This is a genomic window from Dermacoccus sp. Tok2021 (assembly GCF_019895135.1).
Taxonomy (GTDB): Bacteria; Actinomycetota; Actinomycetes; order Actinomycetales; family Dermatophilaceae; genus Dermacoccus; species Dermacoccus abyssi.
This window is the reverse complement of the sequence record NZ_JAGTHU010000033.1, coordinates 1-22,768: the sequence shown is the minus strand read 5'-3', so window position 1 is coordinate 22,768 and position 22,768 is coordinate 1. Positions and strand designations below refer to the sequence as shown.

23 protein-coding genes and 1 pseudogene are annotated in these 22,768 nt (G+C 69.0%); 20 read left to right on the top strand and 4 right to left on the bottom strand.

Translation table 11 applies throughout. The features are described from left to right. Nucleotides 1-83: 83 nt before the first annotated feature. Nucleotides 84-1,178, bottom strand: coding sequence for an LCP family protein (locus K9D12_RS14010; RefSeq protein WP_223060528.1), 1,095 nt, complete (start codon nt 1,176-1,178; stop codon nt 84-86). Nucleotides 1,179-1,236: 58 nt separating this feature from the next. On the opposite strand from K9D12_RS14010, the gene K9D12_RS14005 reads away from it, so the two are divergent. From K9D12_RS14005 to manA, 8 genes are all read left to right on the top strand, one after another. Continuing rightward, nucleotides 1,237-2,316 (top strand): folate-binding protein, encoded by a 1,080-nt coding sequence (locus K9D12_RS14005; RefSeq protein ID WP_223060527.1) that lies wholly within the window; start codon nt 1,237-1,239, stop codon nt 2,314-2,316. Nucleotides 2,317-2,657: 341 nt separating this feature from the next. Further along, nucleotides 2,658-3,668 (top strand): DUF2382 domain-containing protein, encoded by a 1,011-nt coding sequence (locus K9D12_RS14000; RefSeq protein WP_223060526.1) that lies wholly within the window; start codon nt 2,658-2,660, stop codon nt 3,666-3,668. 139 nt (nt 3,669-3,807) lie between these two features. After that, nucleotides 3,808-4,836 (top strand): asparaginase, encoded by a 1,029-nt coding sequence (locus tag K9D12_RS13995; RefSeq protein WP_223060525.1) that lies wholly within the window; start codon nt 3,808-3,810, stop codon nt 4,834-4,836. Next, a complete protein-coding gene (gene dtd / locus K9D12_RS13990; protein ID WP_193643350.1) occupies nt 4,833-5,273 on the top strand; it encodes a D-aminoacyl-tRNA deacylase in 441 nt (146 codons plus the stop codon). Before K9D12_RS13995 ends, dtd begins: the two co-directional genes overlap by 4 nt. Further along, entirely contained in the window at nt 5,239-6,756 is a 1,518-nt protein-coding gene (locus K9D12_RS13985) for a DHA2 family efflux MFS transporter permease subunit (protein ID WP_129665556.1), read from the top strand. Before dtd ends, K9D12_RS13985 begins: the two co-directional genes overlap by 35 nt. Before the next feature lie 54 nt (nt 6,757-6,810). Then, nucleotides 6,811-7,125 carry a DUF2516 family protein gene (locus K9D12_RS13980; protein WP_047312337.1) on the top strand — a complete coding sequence of 105 codons (315 nt, stop codon included), beginning with the start codon at nt 6,811-6,813 and terminating at the stop codon, nt 7,123-7,125. Nucleotides 7,126-7,131: 6 nt separating this feature from the next. Further along, on the top strand, nt 7,132-7,929 hold the full coding sequence (locus K9D12_RS13975; protein WP_370633532.1) for an alpha/beta fold hydrolase: 798 nt from the start codon (nt 7,132-7,134) through the stop codon (nt 7,927-7,929). Between the two features lie 54 nt (nt 7,930-7,983). Beyond that, nucleotides 7,984-9,162, top strand: coding sequence for a mannose-6-phosphate isomerase, class I (manA, locus tag K9D12_RS13970; RefSeq protein ID WP_129665558.1), 1,179 nt, complete (start codon nt 7,984-7,986; stop codon nt 9,160-9,162). A gap of 17 nt (nt 9,163-9,179) precedes the next feature. Here manA and K9D12_RS13965 read toward each other — a convergent pair. Further along, nucleotides 9,180-9,983: pseudogene (locus tag K9D12_RS13965) on the bottom strand (class I SAM-dependent methyltransferase); the annotation flags it as partial. 104 nt (nt 9,984-10,087) lie between these two features. Here K9D12_RS13965 and mshA point away from each other — a divergent pair. From mshA to K9D12_RS13950, 3 genes are read left to right on the top strand one after another with little or no spacing between them, the layout of a single operon-like run. Further along, nucleotides 10,088-11,371, top strand: a complete 1,284-nt coding sequence (gene mshA / locus K9D12_RS13960) for a D-inositol-3-phosphate glycosyltransferase (protein ID WP_223060530.1) — start codon at nt 10,088-10,090, stop codon at nt 11,369-11,371. A 28-nt stretch (nt 11,372-11,399) separates the two neighbouring features. Beyond that, entirely contained in the window at nt 11,400-11,906 is a 507-nt protein-coding gene (locus K9D12_RS13955) for a YbjN domain-containing protein (protein WP_223060524.1), read from the top strand. 38 nt (nt 11,907-11,944) lie between these two features. After that, the gene (locus K9D12_RS13950) at nt 11,945-12,691 is read left to right on the top strand and encodes a phosphoglyceromutase (RefSeq protein WP_223060523.1); all 747 of its coding nucleotides are present in this window, start codon (nt 11,945-11,947) and stop codon (nt 12,689-12,691) included. 220 nt (nt 12,692-12,911) lie between these two features. On the opposite strand, the gene phoU is transcribed toward K9D12_RS13950, so the two are convergent. After that, on the bottom strand, nt 12,912-13,574 hold the full coding sequence (gene phoU, locus K9D12_RS13945; RefSeq protein WP_047312330.1) for a phosphate signaling complex protein PhoU: 663 nt from the start codon (nt 13,572-13,574) through the stop codon (nt 12,912-12,914). Between the two features lie 191 nt (nt 13,575-13,765). Between phoU and K9D12_RS13940 the strand changes: the two genes are divergently transcribed. Together K9D12_RS13940 and K9D12_RS13935 are read left to right on the top strand one after the other, a co-directional pair. Next, on the top strand, nt 13,766-15,025 hold the full coding sequence (locus K9D12_RS13940; protein ID WP_047312329.1) for a cell wall metabolism sensor histidine kinase WalK: 1,260 nt from the start codon (nt 13,766-13,768) through the stop codon (nt 15,023-15,025). Then, nucleotides 15,022-15,702, top strand: coding sequence for a response regulator transcription factor (locus tag K9D12_RS13935; RefSeq protein ID WP_047312328.1), 681 nt, complete (start codon nt 15,022-15,024; stop codon nt 15,700-15,702). The genes K9D12_RS13940 and K9D12_RS13935 overlap by 4 nt, the downstream gene beginning before the upstream one ends. A 114-nt stretch (nt 15,703-15,816) precedes the next feature. On the opposite strand, the gene K9D12_RS13930 is transcribed toward K9D12_RS13935, so the two are convergent. Next, nucleotides 15,817-16,371 (bottom strand): hypothetical protein, encoded by a 555-nt coding sequence (locus K9D12_RS13930; RefSeq protein ID WP_129665566.1) that lies wholly within the window; start codon nt 16,369-16,371, stop codon nt 15,817-15,819. A 223-nt stretch (nt 16,372-16,594) separates the two neighbouring features. Between K9D12_RS13930 and K9D12_RS13925 the strand changes: the two genes are divergently transcribed. From K9D12_RS13925 to rlmB, 7 genes are all read left to right on the top strand, one after another. Next, entirely contained in the window at nt 16,595-17,077 is a 483-nt protein-coding gene (locus K9D12_RS13925; RefSeq protein WP_047312327.1) for a CarD family transcriptional regulator, read from the top strand. Continuing rightward, nucleotides 17,074-17,841 (top strand): 2-C-methyl-D-erythritol 4-phosphate cytidylyltransferase, encoded by a 768-nt coding sequence (locus K9D12_RS13920; protein ID WP_223060529.1) that lies wholly within the window; start codon nt 17,074-17,076, stop codon nt 17,839-17,841. Before K9D12_RS13925 ends, K9D12_RS13920 begins: the two co-directional genes overlap by 4 nt. After that, on the top strand, nt 17,838-18,338 hold the full coding sequence (gene ispF / locus K9D12_RS13915; protein ID WP_129665568.1) for a 2-C-methyl-D-erythritol 2,4-cyclodiphosphate synthase: 501 nt from the start codon (nt 17,838-17,840) through the stop codon (nt 18,336-18,338). The genes K9D12_RS13920 and ispF overlap by 4 nt, the downstream gene beginning before the upstream one ends. A gap of 83 nt (nt 18,339-18,421) precedes the next feature. Continuing rightward, complete coding sequence (locus K9D12_RS13910) at nt 18,422-19,507, top strand: S-(hydroxymethyl)mycothiol dehydrogenase (RefSeq protein ID WP_129665570.1); 1,086 nt, start codon at nt 18,422-18,424, stop codon at nt 19,505-19,507. Beyond that, nucleotides 19,507-20,163: an MBL fold metallo-hydrolase gene (locus tag K9D12_RS13905; RefSeq protein ID WP_223060522.1), complete on the top strand. Its 657-nt coding sequence runs from the start codon at nt 19,507-19,509 to the stop codon at nt 20,161-20,163. The genes K9D12_RS13910 and K9D12_RS13905 overlap by 1 nt, the downstream gene beginning before the upstream one ends. 100 nt (nt 20,164-20,263) lie before the next feature. Continuing rightward, on the top strand, nt 20,264-21,712 hold the full coding sequence (cysS, locus tag K9D12_RS13900) for a cysteine--tRNA ligase (protein WP_223060521.1): 1,449 nt from the start codon (nt 20,264-20,266) through the stop codon (nt 21,710-21,712). Next, nucleotides 21,712-22,686, top strand: a complete 975-nt coding sequence (gene rlmB, locus K9D12_RS13895) for a 23S rRNA (guanosine(2251)-2'-O)-methyltransferase RlmB (RefSeq protein WP_118913466.1) — start codon at nt 21,712-21,714, stop codon at nt 22,684-22,686. The genes cysS and rlmB overlap by 1 nt, the downstream gene beginning before the upstream one ends. Nucleotides 22,687-22,768: the final 82 nt, after the last annotated feature.

The window sequence follows — 22,768 nt, the reverse complement described above, 5'->3', positions numbered from 1 at the left end:
TGGGGATTGTCAACAAAATGTCCGCCGGCCCCGCCACCCGGCTCGCGGGCGGGGGCCCCTTTCTCGAAGGTGCTCGGGGAGCGTCAGCCGCCCTTGCGGCCGTTCGGGACGCCCGTCATGTCGTCCTTGCGCAGACCGTCGCTCAGCTTCTTCAGAGCGGGTTCGTCGACGTAGTCGACGGAGCCGGCGCCCGGCTCGTTGCCGAAGCCGGTGATGGGCGCGGTGTAGAAGGTGATGTTTTCCTGCTTGAGGCCCCGCAGGCTGTAGGCCAACGACGTCATGTAGTTCGTCGTGAAGTCCTTGTCGACCGCGAGGTTGTTCGAGATGTCCTTGGTGATGTTCGTGATCGTCATCGGGTTGGACAGGACGCCGCGTGACTTCGCCTTCTGGAAAATCGCGAAGATCCACGCCTGCTGGTTCTTGCCGCGGTCGATGTCGCCCTGCGCGAGCTGCTTGCGCTCCTGGACGTAGCGGCGCGCCTGGAGGCCCGTGAAGTGGTTCATGCCCTGCTCCCACTTGCCGTCCTTGCCGAGGTCGACCGGCTGCTGGACGTACATGTCGACGCCGCCCATGTGGTCCGTGAGCTTCTCGAAGCCGGAGAACCCGATCTGTGCGACGTGGTCGATGCGCACGTTCGTGGCCTTCTCGATCGTCTGCACGAGCAGCGTCGGGCCACCGTAGGCGTAGGCGGCGTTGATCTTGTTCTTGCCGCGCCCCGGGATGTCGACGTACATGTCACGCGGGAAGTGCACGACCTCGACCTTCTTGCGGTCGTTGCTGATGTGCACGAGCTGGATGACGTCGCTTCGGCTGCCGTCGCGAAGGTTCGTGTCGCGGCTGTCCGAGCCGAGCAGGAGGATGTTCTGTGAGTCGCCTGCCGCGTCGTCGCGCTTCACGGTGCTCGAGGGGAGCAGGTCCTCGCGTGAGATGTCCTTGTCGAGGATGTACTTGAGGTACAGCAGGAAGCCGCCCACGGCAAGGATGACGACGAGCAGCATGGCGAGCAGGATGTAGAGCAGCGTGCGTAGCTTGCCGCGCTTCTTGCGACCGGCAGCCTGCGCGCCCGCGCGCCTTTCGGTGCGGTCGGAGGAGGCAGCATCCGAGGAGCGAGTGCTTCGCTCCTCGGCGGGCTCGTCGTCCATGGCGTGACGGGGCGTATGTGGCGGCTGCTCGGACATGGTTCAAGCATAGGCGGGGCGCCCGGGGGATTTCGTGTGCTGGCGTACCGTGGCGGGTGTGAACGAGGACGTACGCAACGAGACCCCGAACGAGTCGACCTCAGGGCCGGCGTCGCCCGCTCTCACCTGGCCGGGAGCGGTCGCGGCGGACGGCGTCTGGTCGAACGTGGCAGCCCACTACGGCGACCCACTGCGCGAGCAGAAGATGCTCGAGGACGGTGTCGGTGCCGTCGACCTCTCGTCGCGGGGTGTCGTTCGGGTGAGCGGACCAGACCGCCTCAACTGGTTGCACTCCATGACGACGCAGCACCTGGCGAACCTCGCGCCGTTCACCTCGACGCAGGCTCTCGTGCTCGGGCCCAAGGGGCACGTCGAGTACGACCTGCACGTCGTCGACGACGGAGAACGCACGTGGATCACGACCGACCCCGGCAAGGCCGCGGGTCTCGCCAAGTTCCTCGAGCGGATGCGGTTCATGTTGCGGGTCGAGGTCGAGGACCTCACGGATTCCTACGCTGTCATCGGTGAACCGACCGCAGCGCCGTCCACCCCCGAGGAGTTGCGTGAGCGCGGTGTCATCGCCTGGGTCGACCCGTGGCCGCGGATGGGGGAGGACTCCGCCGATTACTCGGGCGGTGTCGAGCACCCGGGCGCCGACTGGGCCTGGCGGGAGCTCGTCGTCCCGCGGGAACGCTTTGTCGAGGAGTTCGGCGACCGCGCCCCGGTGGGCCTGTGGGCGCTCGAGGCGCTGCGCGTCAATGCGTGGCACCCGGACGGCTTGGCGGAGATCGACCACCGCACCATCCCGCACGAACTCGATCTCCTGCGCACGGCGGTTCATCTGCACAAGGGGTGCTACCGAGGTCAGGAGACCATCGCGCGCGTCCACAACCTCGGCCGTCCGCCGCGTCGACTGGCCTTCGTCCACCTCGACGGAAGTGGGCACACTCTGCCCGACGTGGGGGCCGACGTCACGGTGGCCGGAACGGAACGGCCCGTCGGGCGCCTGACGTCGGTGGCTCGTCACCACGTCGACGGCCCCATCGGTCTCGTCGTGCTCAAGCGATCGACGCCGGTCGATGCGGAACTGTACGTCGGAGGGGTGGCTGCGGCTCAGACGCCGATCGTCCAGCCGTGACACGCCCGGGCTGTCCGCCCGCGACGAATAATGTGACATAAATCACATTTGTTGTCGCGGTGCGGCCCGCTGGGACTCCGTCGGATGGCCTGACCACCTTTGGGGATGAGTTGCGCCACCCCTAAACCTGGCCGCGTCCGTTCCGGAGGGTGAATCGGCGGGTGGTCTTGGACGCCCCGCTCAAGCTGAGGTTGCATGCGTTTTCGCACCCCTAGCGACGGAGCCTGGTGACAGGGGCCACCAAAAGTGGTTGCGTGGTGAGCAAGACGCACGGCCGGTGAACTCCGGTTCGTTCCAGGACGATCCGGCGCGTGCACACCTTCATCGATAGGAGATTGCACATGCTTTCCGTTGACGATGTTCTGGCAGCCCGTTCCGGCAAGGCCTACGACAGCGACGGCGACAAGGTCGGCTCCGTGGGCGAGGTTTACCTCGACGACCAGACCGGTCAGCCGGCCTGGGTGACGGTCAACACCGGTCTGTTCGGCACCTCCGAATCTTTCGTTCCGCTCGAGGGCGCCCGGGTTGAGGGCGACGACCTCCACCTGCCGTACTCGAAGGCCAAGATCAAGGACGCTCCGCGTCAGGACGCCGACAAGCACCTCGACGTCGAGCAGGAAGAGGCGCTTTACCACTACTACGGCCTCGGCAACGGCGCCGGTGACCGCCGCGACTTCGAGGGCGACCGCGACCGTCGTGACTTCGACGGTGACCGTGACCGCGACACCGCCGTCGGTGGCGCTGCGGGTACCACTGGTGCCGCAGGCGTGGCAGGCGCTGCCGGCCGCGACCGTGACTTCGACGGCGACCGCCGTGACGTCACCGCGGACCGTGACCGCGACGGCCACACGGTCGACGACAAGGCGCGCGACATCGCGGACAACGGTGACGGCGAAGGCGTCGTGCGCCACGAGGAGCGCGTCAACGTCGGCACCGAGCGTCGCGAGAGCGGCAAGGCCCGCCTGCGCAAGTACGTCGTCACCGACCAGCAGCAGGTCGACGTGCCGGTCAGCCGCGAAGAGGTCAACGTCACGCGCGAGCCGATGAACGAGCGTGCGTCGAACGTCACCCTTGGCGAGCAGACCGAGACGGTCACGCTCCACGAGGAGCGCCCGGTCGTCGACAAGGAGACCGTCGCAGTCGAGCGCGTCGGCCTCGATGTCGACGAGGTTCGTGACACCGAGCGTGTGCAGACCGAGGTTGCCCACGAGGAGGTCGAGGTCGACACCGACGGCACGCGTGGTCGCACGGGCGACCGTGACGTCGACGCCGCGCGCGGTCGCACCGCTGACCGTGACGGTGACGGCCACACGATCGACGACAAGGCTCGTGACTTCAAGAACAAGCACTGACGTTCACGAACGTCTCGGGCGGCATCGTGCGCAGCATTGATGCCGTGAGGCCGCAGGCCCCGTACCGCTTCGGCGGTGCGGGGCCTGCGTTGTCTCCGCCGGGCTGCCGGTTGTCGGTGTCCGCCCCTAGGCTGGAGGTGTGAACCCTCTTGATGCGCAGACCGTCTCCGCCGCCCTCGCCTCGGCGCCCGTGCTCGCACGGGTCGACCGGTCGGGCTTCGTCGAATCCGTGCACCACGGCCTCGTCACCGTCACGGGTCCTGACGGGGGCGTCGAAGCGGCGTGGGGACCGAGCGACGCGGTGATTTTTCCGCGCTCCTCGAACAAGCCGTTGCAGGCGCTCGCGATGGTGCGCGCCGGGCTCGACCTACCCGACGAACTTCTCGCCCTCGTGTGTTCGAGCCACTCCGGTGAGCAGTTCCACATCGACGGTGTGCGCGCGATCCTGGAGCGTCACGGCCTGAGCGAGGCCGACCTGCAGAACACCCCCGACCTGCCCTACGACGACGTCGACCGCAAGCGGTGGACCCGAGAGGGGCATGAGCCCGTCCCGATCGCCCAGAACTGTTCGGGCAAGCACGCGGGCATGCTCGCGACGTGCACGATCAACGGCTGGGACACGACGACGTACCGCGATCCCAACCACCCGGTTCAGCAGCTCATGGCCGAGACCCTCGCCGAGATCGCCGATGACGAGGTGGCAGCCATGGGTGTCGACGGGTGCGGCGCCCCGGTGATGTCGCTGTCGATGGCGGGCCTGGCGCGGGCCTTCGGTCGTCTCGCAGCAGCTCCCGAGGGCACGCACGAGTGGCGGGTTGCTCGAGCCATCCGCAACGCTCCGGCCTTCCTCGGCGGCTCGCGACGTGACGTGTCCACCCTCGTCGCCGGCGTGCCCGGGCTCATCGCCAAGGACGGCGCGGAGGCCTGCTATGCCATCGGCCTGCCCGATGGTCGTGGGGTCGCAGTGAAGATCGCCGACGGCGCTCAGCGCGCCCGGCCCGTCGTGGCGGCGGCGGTTCTTCGTCGCATGGGCATCGATTCGCCTGCGCTCGACGAGTTGGCCAAGGCCGACATCCTCGGTCACGGCAAGCGCGTCGGCGGGGTCACCGAAGCCTTGGGCGAGCCGACGACCGGTCGCCTCTTGGTGCCCGGAGCGGGCGCCGAATGAGGGCCGTGGTTCAGCGCGCCCTCGAGGCGTCGGTGACGGTCGACGGTGAGGTCGTCGGAGCACTGCCCGGGCCGGGTCTCGTCGCCCTCGTCGGAGTGACCCACGACGACGGTGACGCTCAGGTCGAGGCCATGGCGCGCAAGATCGCCGGGCTGCGCATCATGCCGGGCGAGGTCTCCGTGAGCGACCTCACAGAACGCGGCGAGAGCACCGGCGTGCTCGTCGTCAGCCAGTTCACGCTGTACGGTGACGTGCGCAAAGGGCGACGACCTTCGTGGGGCCAGGCGGCCCCGGGTGACGTCGCCGAACCACTCGTTGATGCTCTCGCCGACGCTCTCGTCGCTTCGGGAATCGCGGTGGAAACCGGGCGTTTCGGCGCCGATATGAAGGTGGCACTGACCAATGACGGACCTTTCACGGTCATCATCGACGTCTGAAACGACGCCCGCGGCCCCGCGACGCGAGAACACGACCCTCGACAACCCCTGGCCGGCCCTGTGGGCCCTGTGCCTGGGGTTCTTCATGATCCTGCTCGACACGACGATCGTCGCCGTGGGTACGCCGGCCATCATGAACGGTCTGCACGCCGATCTCGGTGCGGTGGTCTGGGTGACGAGCGCGTACCTGCTCGCCTACGCGGTGCCACTGCTCGTCTCGGGGCGTCTCGGTGACCGGTACGGGCCGAAGAACGTCTATCTCGTGGGCCTCGCGGTGTTCACGCTCGCCTCGTTGTGGTGTGGCCTCACAGGGTCCATCGAGGGGCTCATCGCGGCCCGCGTTCTGCAGGGCCTCGGCGCTGCGGCCATGTCCCCTCAGACGATGGCCGTCATCACGCGCATCTTCCCCGGTGAGACCCGCGGTACGGCGATGGGTCTGTGGGGCTCGGTGGCCGGTGTCGCGACGCTCGTCGGCCCCATCCTCGGCGGTGTGCTCATCGACCACGTCGGCTGGGAGTGGATCTTCTTCATCAACATTCCGGTCGGCATCATCGCCTTCGTGATGGCACTCAAGCTCGTGCCGAGCTTGCCGGTCCACACGCACACGTTCGACTGGATCGGCGTGCTGCTTTCCGGCATCGGCATGTTCCTGCTCGTTTTCGGCCTGCAGGAGGGCAACCGCTACGACTGGGGCACGATCACGGGTGTCATCTCGGTGCCGCTGCTCATCGTGGCGGGTATCGCCGTCCTCGTCGCCTTCGTCGTGTGGCAGCGCCTCACGCGTGCGGAGCCGCTCATTCCGCTCGTGCTCTTCACGTTCCGCAACTTCTCGCTCGCCAACGTCGCGATCTTCGGCGTGGGCCTCGCCATCACGGCGATGAACTTCCCGATCATGGTGTGGGCCCAGAGCGTACGCGGCTGGACGCCGACTCAGGCGGCCCTCCTCATGGCTCCGACGGCGGTGCTGACGCTCGGGCTGGCGCCTGTTGCTGGTCGCCTCGTCAACCGGATGCACCCGCGCCTCATCGCGGGCTTCGGGCTCACGTGCTTCGCGGTGGGCATCGTCTGGTACGGCCTCGCTCTCCACTCCGACACCCCGTGGTGGCAGCTCGTTGCCCCCGCCCTCGTGCTCGGTCTGGCCAACGCCTTCATGTGGGCGCCGATCTCCGTGACGGCCACGCGGACCCTCCCGCCCGCGCGAGCGGGTGCGGGCTCCGGAGTCTTCAACGCGACGCGCCAGCTCGGTGCGGTGCTCGGTTCGGCCGCCATTGCAGCCCTCATGGAATCGCGACTGGCGTCCCACCTCGGGGGCTACTCGATGCCCGCGGGTGAAGCGGGGGCCGGCGCTCGCGTCCCCGCCGTGGCAGCGGAGTCCTTCTCCCGTGCGATGGGCGAGTCGCTCTACCTTCCCGCGGCCGTCGTCGCGGTCGGTGTCGTGGCCGTCCTGTTCTTCGTCAACCCGCACCAGGCAGAGCGCCGCTGACCTCGCGGTGGGCGCCCTCAGCGGGTTGTCGGGCAGCGCCTCTACAGTGAGGGCATGGATTTCCTGTTCGAGCTCCAGATGGGCGCGATGCTCATCCTCAGCGTCATCCTGTTGGGCGTCGAGGTCTGGGCCTTCGTCGAGGCGTTGCGCGGGCGAGCCGACCTCTTCCAGGCGCACGGCAAGCTGACGAAGCCCGCGTGGGTCGCCATCACCGGTGTCGCCGCGCTGCTCGGCTTCATCTCACTCGGGCGTCCGGTCAGTCTGCTCGGCATCATCGGCGTCGTCGCCGCGGGCGTTTTCCTGGCCGACGTCCGCCCGCTCGTGCGGCCCGGCAAGGGCAACTCGAGCGGCCCCTACGGGCCGTGGTGACCAGCTGTGGCAGCTGAGTTCATCGACGGCCCGTCGGGGCCTCTCGAGGTCGTCAGGGCAGGGCGAGGCGAACCCGTCACCGTGTTCGCGCACGGTATGGGAGCCTCGATTCCCTCGACGCGGCCCTACGCGTCGGGCGTCGACGGCACGCGCGTCTTCTTTCACTTTCGCTCGCACGGTCGCTCGGCGCCCGCGTTCGACGGCTGGGACTACGACCACACGGCTGACGAGCTGCTCGCCGTCGCCGACGCCTACGGAGCCACGCGCGCGCTGGGCGTCTCGATGGGTGCCGGGTCGATCCTGCGCATCCTGCAACGCGACCCGAGCCGGTTCGAGCGCGTCGTCCTCGTCATTCCGGCCGTCATCGACTCACCTCGCAACAGCGAGGGGCTCGAACGGTACAGCGCCATGGCCGAGGCGTCGGCGCGCGGTGACGCCGGCCCGATTCGCGCTCAACTCGAAGCCGAGCTACCCGAGGCCGTGCGCGGCGACGACGCGGCGCGGGCATGGGTCGAGCAGCAGACCCAGGTCTTCCTCGGCCCCGGGATGGCTGAGGCGCTGCGCGACCTGCCCCACGCCGTGCCGGTACCCGATGTCGAGCGCTTGCGCGATCTCACGCTCCCCGTACTCGTGCTCGCGCAGGAGGGCGACACCGTCCATCCCGTCTCGTCGGCGGAGCGCCTCGTGGAGTATCTGCCGAACGCCCGGCTCGAGGTGTTCGACGAGAACGGGCTGCTGTGGGGCCACCGCAGTCGCGTGCGCCAGGTCGTCGGCGCATTCCTCTCTAACGACCATCAGAACTAGACTCGGTTCCGAGTTGCCCGACGGGGTGGCCGGGAAGAAGGTCGAGGAAGAGCGTTGCACCGCATCCAACCCGTGATCAAGGACTACGCCTGGGGCTCGCACGTCGCCCTGGCGCAGCTTGCCGGGCGCGAACAGCCGAGTGCCACGCCCGAGGCTGAGCTCTGGGTCGGCGCCCACGAAGCCGGCCCGGCCCGTGTCGACCTCGGCGACGGGCACTTCTGCGGTCTCGACGAACACATCGCCGGAGACGACGAACGCCACCTCGGCACAGGGTCGCTCGACGCCTTCGGTCGGCGTCTGCCGTTCCTGCTCAAGATCCTCGCCGCCGACAGGGCGCTTTCCATCCAGGCACATCCCGACGCAGCGCGGGCGGCGTCGGCCCCCGAGGGTGTCTACGGTGACTCCTGGGCCAAACCGGAGGCGTGGGTACCGCTCACCGAGTGCGAAGCCTTCGCCGGCTCGTTGCCGTTCGACGAAGCGAGCGCGCTCCTTGTCGGCCTCGACGTGCCCGCGCTCACCGCTCTCGTGGATCAGGCGAGGGGCGCGGCTGATCCGGCGCACGCGTTGTTGGCGGCCCTGCTCCACGTTCCTGCCGATGACCGGGCCGAGTTCGTGGCTGCTGTCGTGGCCGCCGTCCGGGCGCTCGTCGACGCAGGTTCGGCCGACGAAGCGACCGCGCGGGCACTGAGCACCGTGCTCGACGTGCACGAGCAGTTCCCAGGTGACGTGGGCGTCGTTGTTCTGCTCACGATGCGCCACCTCGTCATGACGCCCGGGCGCAGTTACTTCATCGGAGCGGGGGTTCTCCACTCGTTCGTGCACGGTACGACGATCGAGGTGCTGGCCAACTCCGACAACGTCGTGCGCGGTGGGCTCACGCCCAAGGAGACGAACGTCGAGGAACTGCTCACGATCGTCGATGTCAGGACGCCGGTCGAAGCCCAGGAGCCGCGGCGCCTGGGAGACGGAGATGGGTCGACGCTGCATCACCCCACAGCAGCGCCCCATTTCGAGCTGTTCGAGGTACGGCCGAACGAAACACCGACGGCGCTGCCGATCGGCGGCGCTCCCGCCGTCATGCTCGCGCTCGACGCACCGGTCACGGTGCGCTGCGGTGACGAAGCCATCCGTCTGGAGCGTCTCGAATGTGTGTGGTCGTCGGCCTCGGACCCCGACGCCGTCGTCACCGGCGTACCCGGCTCGCGGCTGTTCGTCGCGAGCGTCGACATCTGACGCACGTCCCCGTCAGGCGCGGGCGCGACAGCCGACCAGTCGACCGTGATCTCACCCAGACGCCATCGCGTCGGGCCGTCGAGCAGTGGCCAGCCGTCGTCCTTGAGAGCCCGGGCGCTCGCCACGAAGCGCTGGCGCGCGCCGTGAGGAGCGAGCGGTGCATTGATCGCCCACGCGCGAGAGAGCGCTGCGAGGTAGGCATGCACCGGTTCGCCCGGCACGTTGCGGTGGATGAGCGACTTCACGAGCCGCGGTGCGACGTCCATGGGGTCGCCGAGGCCTGCCAAACGCAGCGAAATCGTGAAACTCACCGGGCCGTCGGGGGTGACGGCCACCCACGTGGAGAGCCGCCCGAGCTCGTCGCAGGTGCCGTCGAGGAGGAGGCCGTGCGGGGCCAGGCGCGAGCAGATCCGCTCCCACGCGCCCGCCACCTCGGACTCGTCGTACTGACGCAGGACGTTCGCGGCGCGCACGATCGTCGCGCTGCGGCCGGCGTCGAGGGGTATCTCGAAACCGCCGCGACGGAACGACAGGCCTGCGAGACCGGGGTTGTGCGCGAGCAGCTCACGCCCCTGCGCGACGCGTGAGGGCTCGATCTCGATGCCGACCGTCCGCACGTCGGGACGTACCCGCCGCAGTCGGTCGTGCAGTTCGACGGCCGTCACGGGGGAGGCGCCGTATCCGAGGTCGACGACGATCGGCGGATCGTCACTCCGGCGCAGTCGCCAGGCCTGCGGGCCGGTCAACCAGCGGTCCTGGCGGCGCAGACGGTTGGGGTTCGTCGTCCCCCGCGTCACGGCGCCAACAGGTCGGGAATGCACGGCCCCAACGTATCGTTCGACCGTTCGTGGACGAATCTCGCACCAAGCCCTTCGGTAGCGCTCCCGCGGCCCGCGACTGCAGCGGTCCTGTGCGGCACGTGGCCATGGTGAGCGTCCACACCTCCCCGTTGTCGCAGCCCGGAACGGGCGACGCCGGCGGTCTCAACGTCTACGTCGTCGAGACGGCGAAGCGGTTGGCCGAGCGCGGCGTCGAAGTCGACATCTTCACGCGCCGCACGAGCGCAGCCCTCGGCGAGCAGGTGCAACTCGTGCCGGGCGTCACCGTCCACCACATCGCGGCCGGGCCGTACGAGGGCCTCGGCAAGGAGGACCTGCCGGGCCAGCTCTGTGCGTTCGCCGCAGGCATGATGCGCGTCGGGGCGTCGAAGCCGGAGGGGCACTACGACCTCGTGCACTCGCACTACTGGCTCTCGGGCCAGGTGGGTTGGCTCGCCGCCGACCGCTGGCGGGTGCCGCTCATCCACACGATGCACACGATGGCGCGCGTTAAGAACGCCCAGCTCGCCGACGGCGACACCCCCGAGCCCGCCGGGCGCGAGATCGGCGAGGAGCAGGTCGTCACCGCGGCGACGAAGCTCGTCGCCAACACGCCGGGTGAAGCGCGCGAACTCATCGAGCTCTACGGCGCCGACTCGTCGAAGGTCGAGGTCGTCACGCCCGGCGTCGACCTCGACGCCTTCAAACCGACCGACGGCGCCGGTCGCCGCGAGGCACGCGTACATCTCGGCGTCGAGCCGGACGCGCAGGTCGTGCTGTTCGTCGGGCGCATCCAGCCGCTCAAGGCCCCTGACGTGCTCGTGCGTGCGGTGGCCGAACTCGTGGCCGAGCAGCCGGAGCGGCGCTCGCGGCTCCGACTCGTCGTCGTCGGTGGCCCGTCAGGTTCCGGCCTCGACAAGCCGCTCGCGCTGCAGACCTTGGCCCGCGACCTCGGCGTCAAGGACGTCGTCGACTTCGTGCCGCCCGTCGACCGCAGCGCGCTCGTTCGGTGGTTCCACGCGGCCGACGTCGTTGCGGTGCCGTCGCACAGCGAGTCCTTCGGGCTCGTCGCGATCGAGGCGTCGGCTTCGGGCACGCCCGTCGTCGCCGCCGCTGTGGGCGGGTTGCCCACAGCCGTCGGTGACGGGGGAGTGCTCGTCGAGGGCCACGATCCGCTCGACTGGGCGAAGGCCCTCGGGTCGTTGCTCGACGACGACGCCCGCCGCGCCGAACTCGGCGAGCGCGCCGTCGCCCACGCTCGTCAGTACGGCTGGGACGTCAGCGTCGACCGTCTGCTCGACATCTACGCGAACGCCTGCCACGACGACGCGAGCACGGACATTGACGCCTCGCGCGCGCTCGCGGGCGTCCCCAGCGCCATCGTTCCCTGACCTCCGCCCGCCCGCGTAGGTTGGAGTCATGAGCACCGACGACCTCGTTCAGGCAGCGGAAGTGACGGTTCGGGAGTGGCTGGAGGCCTCCGAGCTGGAATGGGAACTCGGAGCGTCTAACGGCGAGTTCGTCGTCACGCTGCCGGGGGAGAAGAAGCTCAAGACGGTGACGTCGCTCGTCGTGGGGGATCGCACGCTCAAGGCGATGGCGTTCGTCGTGCGCAACCCCGACGAGAACCACGAGGAGGTCTACCGCCTCCTGCTGCAGCGCAACCTGCGAATCCCGGGGGTCGCCTACGGCATCGACGGTGCGGGCGACGTCTACCTCACCGGCCGCCTGCCGCTCGCGGGCCTCGACGGTGAGGCGCTCGACCGGCTGCTCGGCGTCATGCTCGAAGCGAGCGACGGCATCTTCAACGATGTGCTCTCGCGCGGCTTCCTCACGTCGATGAAGAAGGAATGGCACTGGCGCACGACGCACGGCGAGTCGACGCGCAACCTCGAGGCCTTCCGCCACCTTCTGGAGAACGACTGAACCCCGGACGCCGGCGGCTCGGACGTTAGGCTGACGCCATGACGTACAAGCTGATTCTGCTCCGCCACGGCGAGTCCGACTGGAACGCGAAGAACCTCTTCACCGGCTGGGTCGACGTGCCGCTCACCGACAAGGGCCGCGCCGAGGCCGTGCGCGGCGGCGAACTGCTCAAGGAAGCCGACCTCCTGCCCGACGTCGTGCACACCTCGCTGCTGCGCCGCGCCATCATGACGGCGAACCTCTCGCTCGACGCCGCCGACCGCCACTGGATCCCGGTCAAGCGAGACTGGCGCCTCAACGAGCGTCACTACGGCGCCCTGCAGGGCAAGAACAAGAAGGAAACGCTGGAGGCCTACGGCGAAGAGCAGTTCATGACGTGGCGTCGTTCGTTCGACACCCCGCCGCCGCCCATCGAGAAGGGCAGCGAGTGGAGCCAGGACGCCGACCCGCGCTACGCCGACCTCGGTGAGGCTGCGCCGCTGACCGAGTGCCTCAAGGACGTCATCGAGCGCTTCCTGCCCTACTGGGAGAGCGCCATCGTGCCCGACCTCAGGGACGGTAAGACGGTGCTCGTGGCCGCACACGGCAACTCGCTGCGCGCCATGGTCAAGCACCTCGACGGCATCAGTGACGACGACATCGTGGGCGTCAACATCCCCACAGGCATGCCGCTGTACTACGAGCTCGACGAGAACCTCACGCCCGTCACCAAAGGTGGTCGTTACCTCGACCCGGCAGCCGCCGAGGCCGCCGCAGCCGCCGTGGCGAATCAGGGCAAGGCCTGATCGCCCGAGCGCTTCATCACCTGACGGCGCCCGCCCCTTCGCGTGAAGGGGCGGGCGCCGTCGTCACACCCCGCTGGTCGTAGCTGGTGCGCTTCTGTTGATCCGGCCGCGACATATCGCCGCCAGATGGCCAGAAATGCACCAGATGCGAACAGCCGCCTGACGCGCTGACGGCCCCCCCCCCTCCGGGGAAGCGGGCCGTCAGCGGTGCGGCGAGGCGTCAGCGGGTGAGGCCCTCGTCCGGGTTGCCGTAGCGGCCGGTCACGAGGTAGACGATGCGGTCGGCCACGGCCACGGCGTGGTCGCCGTAACGCTCGTAGTAGCGCGACAGGAGGGTGGCGTTCACGCCGGCCTCCATGCCGTGCTCCCAGTCGCCGAGCAGCGTCGTGAAGACCTTCTTGTGCAGCTCGTCCATCTCGTCGTCGATGCGGCCGATCTCGACCGCGGCGTAGACGTCCTTCGAACCGATCGCGTCACCCGTCGCCTGGACGAGCTTCTCGCCCACGCGAGCCATCTCGGCGATGATCGGGCGCAGGTTCTCGGGCACGGTGACGTTGGGCGCCGACATGCGCGCGACCTTCGCGATGTGACGGGCGAGGTCGCCCATGCGCTCGATGTCGGAGCTCATGTGCATGGCCGTGACGACCATGCGCAGGTCGGTGGCCACCGGCTGCTGGCGTGCCAGCAGGTCGACGGCGAGGTCGTCGACCTCACGACGCAGGGCGTCGATGTCGTCGTCGGCCGCGATGACGCTCTCGGCGATCGTGCGGTCACCTTCGAGAAGAGCGGCGGTGGCGCGCTCGAGGGCGGTGCCGACCAGCTTCGTCATGTCGACGAGCTGATCGGAGATCTTGTCGAGGTCCTCGTGGAATGCGTCGCGCACTCGTCCTCCTTGGACTGGGCCCGGGCGGGGCGGATTCAGGGCATGGCAATGCCCAGCATGGGGGTGTTTCCGGGCGAGAGTCGCACGATTCGGTGAACGAAGACAAGCCCCGAGGTGAACTCTGGGCGACGTGCCCGGAGGGAGGCGCCGAGGGTTCTGCTCCCCGGGGCCCCTGTGCGTAATCTAACGGTGTGCCAGCCATTCTCGACCTCATCACCGGTGCGGCCGTCGGCGTCCCCCTGGCCGTCGGTGGATACGCGTTCGGTCGACGCTCGTCGAGTTCCTCCGTGCGCGAACGCATGCCGTCTGCGACGCCGGCGGCCACGCCGACGTCCACCGCGCAGCCGGCTGCCGTGTCGGGAGAAGCCGAGGCGTTGTTGCGCACCCTGCGTTCGGGCTGGATGCTCGTGGACCGCTCGGATCGCGTTGCCGCGCACAGCGACGACGTCGACGCGCTCGGTCTCGTGCGTGACGTCGATCTGCGCCACGACGCGGTGCGTGACGTCGTGCGACGCTCCCGGCGCGAGAATCGCGTCATCGAGACCGACCTCAATCTGGCGCGGGGCCCCATCGAGGGTGCCGAACTCGACCTGCGGGTTCGGGTGGCGCCACTCAACGCCGACATCGTCGTCGTGCTCGTCGAGGACCGCACGCAGGCGCGTCGCATCGAGGAGACCCGCCGCGACTTCGTCGTCAACGTCTCCCACGAGCTCAAGACTCCGGTGGGCGGCCTGCGTCTGCTGGCGGAAGCCGTCGAGGACGCCGCCGACGATTCCGAGGCAGTGGCCCGGTTCGCGGCCCGCATGAAGACCGAGACCGTACGGCTGTCGAATCTCGTGCAGGAGATCGTCGACCTGTCGCGCCTGCAGGGCGCCGACACCATCGCCACGGCCAAGCCCGTCGACCTCGCCGAGTGCGCGCACCGCGCTGTCGAGGAGACGCGTCTGCTCGCCGAGGGGCGGGGCATCAGCCTGTCGGTACGCACCGACGAAGGCCCGCACCTGGTGCTCGGCGACGAAAGCCTCCTGACGACGGCCTGCCGCAACCTCGTCAACAACGCCGTCAACTACTCCGGCGACGAGACCCGCATCGTCGTCGCCGTGTCGAGCGAGGACGACGCGGTGGCCGTTGAGGTCACCGACCAGGGCGTCGGGCTGTCGGCCGCCGAGATCGAGCGCATCTTCGAGCGCTTCTACCGCGTCGACCCGGCCCGGTCGCGCCAGACCGGCGGAACCGGCCTCGGCCTGGCCATCGTCAAGCACGTGTGCGCGAACCACGGCGGGCAGATCCGCGTGTGGAGCGAACCCGGCGTCGGCTCGACGTTCGAGATGCAGATCCCCGCGTGCAACGGCGAGAGGGCCGGGCGTGAGACGTCCGAACTCGCCGACACGCCCCGTGAACCCGTGAGCGCGGCCGCCGGCCGCACTGCCGAGACGAAGGACAAGCTGTGACCCGAATCCTGGTCGTCGAGGACGAGGAGTCCTACTCCGAGCCCCTCGCCTACATGCTGAAGAAGGAAGGCTACGACGCCGTCGTCGCGGCGACGGGAACGGACGGGCTCGAGGAGTTCGAACGCTCCGGCGCCGACCTCGTGCTGCTCGACGTCATGCTGCCCGGCATGTCCGGCGTCGACGTGTGTCGGCAGCTGCGTACTCGCTCGAGCGTGCCGATCATCATGTTGACGGCCAAGGACAGTGAAATCGACAAGGTCCTCGGCCTCGAACTGGGCGCGGACGACTACGTGACGAAGCCGTACTCGGGGCGTGAACTGCTCGCCCGCATCAAGGCTGTGCTGCGCCGTCAGAGCGAGCCCGAGGAGTTCGAGCCCGACCGCCTGGAGGCCGGTCCCGTCGTCATGGACGTCGAGCGCCATGTCGTGACGGTGGGTGGTGAGCAGATCTCGATGCCGCTCAAGGAGTTCGAACTGCTCGAACTGCTCCTGCGCAACGAGGGCCGCGTGCTCACGCGCATGCAGCTGATCGACCGCGTGTGGGGTAGCGACTACGTCGGCGACACGAAGACGCTCGACGTCCACATCAAGCGTCTGCGCGCGAAGATCGAGCCCGATCCCGGTGCGCCGCGCCACATCCTCACCGTCCGAGGTCTCGGCTACAAGCTGGAGGCGTGAGCGGCCGCTCCCTCACGACGAACGGCTTCGGCCCCACCCCTCGACAGGAGGGGCCCCACCCCTCGACAGGAGGGATGGGGCCGAAGCCGTTGAAGACGGTGTGTGACGCGAGGGTCAGTGGCCGGAGCCGTGCGATTCGTTGCCGGACGTTTCGGCCTCGGGGTGCTCCACCTTGGCGTCACCGTAGGGGTACTGGTCGAGCAGCACCGGGATGGCGACCTGCGTGGAACCACCGGGGGACGTCTTGAGCGTGGCCGAGATCTGGTCACCCACCTTCGCGTCGCCGAGGGAGGAGATGGTGACGGGCGAGACCTTCTTGTCGTCGTTGCCGTCGGCCTTGCCGTCGAGACGGACGCTGGAGTTCGCCGGGATGGTGACCTGGGTGTCGGCGCCGTTCACCGTGATGGTGAGCTGGCTGTCGGACGAACCCGCGTTGTACACGAGACCGGAGAGCTTGCCCTCGGAACCCTCGCCGTCGTTGACGATGAGCAGGTCAGCTGCCTGAAGGTCGCCGACGCGTGCCGAGACGCCGTCGGCGGCGTCGTACTGCAGCTCGGTGGTGTACGGGTTGATGAGCTGACCGCAGCCGGTGAGCGTGGCACCGGCCGTCACGGCCGCGAGCATCACGCCGGCGCTACGGCGCTTGGAGGTCACAATTCGTCGCGTCACGCACGCAAGACTATCGCCTCGTGAGCGACGTGGTGAGCCGGGCCTCGTGCCGGTGATCAAAACGAAACTTTTCCGAATGTTCGGCGTGTCGCGCGCCTCGCCCGTTCGGGCGGTCGATCGGGGGGCTTGCTTCGGTGTGCTATGTGCGGTTCGGCCGCCTCGCACGCCCCGGAATGGCGCGGCTGCGTGGTATCCTGGAGGTCGCGAAAGGGGCTAATACCACATGGAATTCAAAGTCGGCGCGACCGTCGTTTACCCGCACCATGGCGCAGCAACGATCGAAGAGATCAAGGTGCGCAAGATCAAGGGCGAGGACAAGCAGTACCTCGTGCTGAACGTAGCCCAGGGAGACCTGACCATCGAGGTCCCCGCCGAGAACTGCGACCTCGTCGGCGTCCGGGACGTCGTCGACAAGGAGGGGCTCGAGAAGGTGTTCGAGGTGCTGCGCGCAGAGCACACCGAAGAGCCCACCAACTGGTCGCGTCGGTACAAGGCCAACCTCGAGAAGCTCGCTTCCGGCGATGTCATCAAGGTGGCCGAGGTCGTGCGTGACCTGTGGCGCCGCGACCAGGATCGTGGTCTTTCGGCCGGCGAGAAGCGCATGCTCGCCAAGGCCCGTCAGATCCTCGTCTCCGAGCTGGCCCTCGCCGAGCACACGAACGAGGACAAGGCGGAAGCCACCCTCGACGAGGTGCTCGCGTCCTGAACGCCGGAGCAGTTCTCGTCGCTGCGGGCCTCGGCACCCGTCTGGGAGCCGGAAAGCCCAAGGCGCTCGTGACCTTGGGGGGTACGCCCCTCGTGACGCACGCCGTTCGTCGCCTCGTGGCGACGGGCGGCGTGTCGCATGTCGTGGTCGTCGTTCCGGCCTCGCACGAAGACGAATTCGCCGACGTCCTCAGCGATTTCGCCGACGGCGACGTTCCCGTTGAGATCGTGGCCGGCGGCGCGGAACGCAGTGACTCCGTCCGTTGTGGCCTGCGGGCGCTCGATCGCGAGTGCGACATCGTCCTCGTCCACGACGCCGCGCGCTGCCTTGCCCCTGTGGAGCTCACCGAGCGCGTGCTCGCGGCCCTGGCGGCCGGGGCTGACGCCGTCATTCCGGTGGTGCCGGTCGTCGACACGATCAAGGTCGTCGAGGCCACGCAGACCGCCGGGGACGACGGTGAAGACGACGGCAGGAGCGCAGAAGGCGGAGCAGCGGACGCTCCTGCGCTCGAACGCGTCGTCTCGACGCCGGTGCGCGCCGATCTGCGTGCCGTCCAGACCCCGCAGGGGTTTCGTCGTTCGGTGCTCGTGGCCGCGCACGAATCGGGGCTCGACGCCACCGACGACGCCGCCCTCATCGAACGCGCCGGGGGAGAGGTGCTCGTCGTCGACGGTGATCTCTTCGCCCTCAAAGTGACGACACCGCTCGACATCGTCGTCGCCGAACACCTGCTCGCCGACCGCTCGGAGGCCGAACCCGTATGACCAGCCAGCCCCACGTCGTCCTGCCGCGCACCGGAATCGGTGTCGACGTCCACCCGTTGGCCGACGACGAGCGGGAGCTCTCGCTCGCGGGCCTCAGCTGGCCGGGTGAGCGTGGCATCGAGGGTCATTCGGACGGTGACGTAGCCGCTCACGCCCTGTGCGACGCGCTCTTCAGCGCAGCCGGCATCGGCGATCTCGGGCAGCACTTCGGCGTCGACCGCCCCGAGCTGGCGGGCGCCAAGGGCGTCACGCTGCTCGAGGAGGCTGCTCGGCTCGTGCGGGAGGCCGGTTTCGAGATCGGCAACGCGGCCGTTCAGGTCATCGGCAACCGTCCGAAGATCGGCAAGCGCCGTGACGAGGCGCAGGTCGCTCTGTCGGCCGCGATCGGCGGCGCCCCGGTGTCGGTGAGCGGCACGACGAGTGACGGCCTCGGCCTCACCGGCCGCGGCGAGGGCATCGCCGCCGTCGCCACGGCGCTCGTCTACCCGCGCGACTGACCGTCCCTGACATGACGCGGGTCGAGGTTGTCACCGCTTCTCGTTAGGTTGGGATCAGACCCGACAACATTTGAGGAGCCGGTATGTCCCAGACCGTCAAGGGCGTCATCGCCCGTAGCAAGAACGCCGACGTGGAAGTCGTCGACATCGTCGTTCCCGACCCCGGCCCGGGTGAGGCCGTCGTCGCGATCGAGGCGTGCGGTGTCTGCCACACCGACCTGCACTACCGCGAGGGCGGCATCAACGACGAATTCCCCTTCCTCCTCGGGCACGAGGCGGCCGGTCGCGTCGAGGCCGTCGGCGAGGGTGTGACGAACGTCGAGGTGGGCGACTTCGTCGTCCTCAACTGGCGTGCGGTGTGCGGCCAGTGCCGCGCGTGCAAGAAGGGCCAGCCCTGGTACTGCTTCGACACGGCCAACGCGACGCAGCAGATGACGCTCGCCGAGGACGGCACCGCACTGACGCCGGCGCTCGGTATCGGTGCTTTCATCGAGAAGACGCTCGTCGCGGCCGGTCAGTGCACGAAGGTCGAGGAGAGCGACGCCGCGGCGGTCGGCCTGCTCGGCTGCGGCGTCATGGCCGGTTTCGGTGCGGCCGTCAACACCGGCCAGGTGACGCGCGGTGAGTCCGTCGCCGTCATCGGCTGCGGTGGCGTGGGGTGCGCGGCCATCGCGGGTGCGAGGACCGCCGGCGCCACGACCATCATCGCCGTCGACATCGACGACGAGAAGCTCGGCAACGCCAAGGCGTTCGGCGCCACGCACACGATCAACTCGAAGAAGGACGACGCCGTCGAGAAGATCCGTGAACTCACGGGCGGCTTCGGGGCCGACGTCGTCGTGGAGGCTGTCGGTCGTCCCGAGACGTACGAGCAGGCGTTCTACGCCCGCGACCTGGCCGGCCGCGTCGTCCTCGTCGGCGTGCCGACGCCCGACATGGAGCTCACGCTGCCGCTGCTCGAGATCTTCGGCCGCGGTGGTGCGCTCAAGTCGAGCTGGTACGGCGACTGCCTGCCGGAGCGCGACTTCCCGATGCTCGTCGACCTTTACAAGCAGGGCCGCTTCCCGCTCGAGGAGTTCATCACCGAGAAGATCGGTCTCGACGAGGTCGAGAAGGCCTTCGACACGATGAAGGGCGGCAAGGTGCTGCGTTCGGTGGTGACCCTCTGATGGCCGAATTCACCGACCAGGGCGCCGCTGTTCTCGCACACGAGGACGGCCTGCGCATCCAGCGTGTCGTCACGTCCGGCACCTTCGAACTCGACGGTGGCAGCTGGGACGTCGACAACAACGTCTGGCTCATCGGCAATGACCGGGAGGTCGCCGTCGTCGACCCGGCCCACGACGCAGCCCCGATCCTCGACGCCGTTGCGGGCCGCAAGGTCGTCGGCATCTGGTGCACGCACGCCCACAACGACCACATCACTGCGGCCGGTGACGTCCGCGAAGCCACGGGGGCACCCGTGTTCCTCCACCCCGAGGATCGCGTCCTGTGGGACATGACGCACGACTGGCAGCCCGACGAGGCGCTCGCCGACGGCGATGAGCTCACGGTGGCCGGCACGAGCGTCCGCGTCATGCACACGCCGGGACACGCTCCGGGTGCGGTGTGCTTCTTCGTCCCCGCGCTCGGCGCGGTGCTCACCGGAGACACCCTGTTCCAGGGCGGGCCGGGGGCGACCGGTCGCTCCTACTCCGACAAGCCGACGCTCGTGGCGTCGATCCGCGAGAAGCTGTTCACCCTGCCCGGCGACACCGTCGTGCTCACGGGCCACGGCGACTCGACGACGCTCGCCGCCGAAGAGGTCGGCCTCGAGGACGAGTGACCCACTAGTGCGGGTTCTCGCCCCGGATCCACCTGCAGTCGATCCGGGGCGAGAACGTGGCCGGGCGAGCACGCCTGCGGAGGCCGATAGAATCGGGCCTGTGACTCTGCAGATCTTCGACACCGCCACTCGCGAGCTTCGCGACTTCGAACCCGTGAACCCCGGCAAGGTCGGCATCTACATCTGCGGCCTCACCACGCAGGGTTCACCGCACATCGGCCACCTGCGCTTCGCCGTCGCGTTCGACGTGCTGCGCAACTGGCTGACGCGCGGGCACGGCTACGACGTCACGCTGGTGCGCAACGTCACCGACATCGACGACAAGATCCTGCGCAAGTCCGCCGAGGCGGGCGAGCCGTGGTTCGCATGGAGCTACCTGCACGAACGCGAGACGAGCGACGCGCTCGACACCCTCGGCGTCAAGCGACCCACGTACGAGCCGCGTGCCACCGGGCACGTCACCGACATGGTCGAGCTCATGGAGATGCTCATCGAGCGAGGCCACGCCTACCCGGCGTCCGACGGCTCCGGTGACGTCTACTTCGACGTCAAGAGCTTCCCCGAGTACGGCTCCCTCACGCGTCAGAACCTCGACGACATGGAGGCTGCGGGCGACGCAGATCCGCGTGGCAAGAATGATCCGCGCGACTTCGCCCTGTGGAAGGGGCGAAAGGACGACGAACCCGCCTCCGCGAACTGGCCCACGCCCTGGGGTGAAGGACGCCCGGGCTGGCACCTCGAGTGCTCCGCCATGGCGCGACGCTGGCTCGGCGACACGTTCGACATCCACGGCGGCGGTATCGACCTGCGCTTCCCGCACCACGAGAACGAGCAGGCCCAGTCGCACGCTGCGGGCCTCGGCTTCGCGCGCTACTGGATGCACAACGGCTGGGTCACCCTCTCCGGCGAGAAGATGAGCAAGTCGCTCGGCAACACCCTCGCCGTCAACGAACTGACGAAGACGGTGCGGCCCATCGTCGTGCGCTACTACCTCAGCGCCGTCCACTACCGCTCGACGATCGAGTACACGCCGGACTCGCTCGCCGAGGCTGCGGCTGCGGTCGAGCGCATCGAGGGCTTCCTGCGTCGTTCGCTCGGCGCCGACGCCGTGCTCACGAGCGACGACGTCGCCGGTGTGGAACTGCCGCGCGCCTTCGTCGAGGCCATGGATGACGACATCAACGTCTCCGGTGCGCTCGCGGCCTGCTTCGACGCCATCCGCGAGGGCAACACCGCCATCGACGAGGCCGACGTGGAGCGTGTCGAGAAACTCGCCATGCAGGTCGCCGCCATGACGGACGTGCTCGGCGTCAACCCGCTCGACCCGCAGTGGTCGGGTCGTTCGGCCGGCGGCCAGGACCAGGCGATGGACGCCCTGGGCGCCCTCGTCGAAGCGCTCGTCGAACAGCGCAAGGCCGCCCGCGCAGCGAAGTACTTCGAGGCGGCCGACACCATCCGCGACCAGCTGGCCGACGCCGGCGTCGTGGTCGAGGACACCCCTGACGGCGCGCGCTGGAGTCTCGCGCGGCAGGGCGGAAAGGACAACTGATGGCAGGCAACTCCTCGCGCCGAGGCGCGATTCGCAAGGGCAGTTCGAAGAAGGGCATGACCGTCGGCAGCGGTGGCCAGCGTCGTCGTGGCCTCGAGGGCAAGGGCCCGACGCCGAAGGCGGAGGAACGTCCGAACCACAAGGCGTACAAGTCCGCGGCCCGATCGGGCGCGGCCCAGGGCGCCCCGAACGGACGACGTTCGAGCGGGAGCCGCCGTGAGCGCACCTCGAGCGAGGTCATCGCCGGGCGCAACTCGGTGCTCGAGGCGCTACGCGTGGGCGTGCCCGCGACGACGCTCTACGTCGCGAGCCGCATCGACTCCGACGACCGAGTGCGCGAGACGCTCAAGATCGCCACGGAGCAGGGCGTGCCGATGCTCGAGACGCCGCGCGGCGAACTCGACCGCCTCACCGACGGCGCCGTGCACCAGGGCCTGGCGCTGCAGGTACCGCCGTACGACTACGCCCACCCGGGCGACCTCATCGACCCGGAGCTGCCCGGCACGCCGCTCGTCGTCGCGCTCGACGGCATCACCGACCCCCGCAACCTCGGCGCCATCGTCCGCTCGACGGCGGCCTTCGGTGGCCACGGCGTCGTCGTCCCGCAGCGACGCAGCGCCGGCATGACCGCGTCGGCCTGGAAGACCTCGGCCGGCGCAGCTGCGCGCATCCCGGTGGCTCAGGCGAGCAACCTCACGGCGGCGCTCAAGGACTTCAAGAAGGCGGGCTTCTTCGTCATCGGCCTCGACATGGACGGTGACGTCGACCTGCCCGGCCTCGAGCTGGCGGACCGCCCGCTCGTCGTCGTCGTCGGTTCCGAAGGCAAGGGCCTCTCGCGTCTCGTCGCGGAGACCTGCGACCAGATCGTGTCGGTGCCGATGAGTTCCTCCGTCGAGTCGCTCAACGCAGGCATCGCCACGAGCGTCACGCTGTACCAGGTGGCCGTGAACCGCGGGCTGGGCTCGACGCGCTGACACTGCGCCGAACAGCGCGGCTGCATCACGCGAAACACGAGGAGCGCCCCGACCGATCCGGTCGGGGCCAGCCCGTCAAGCG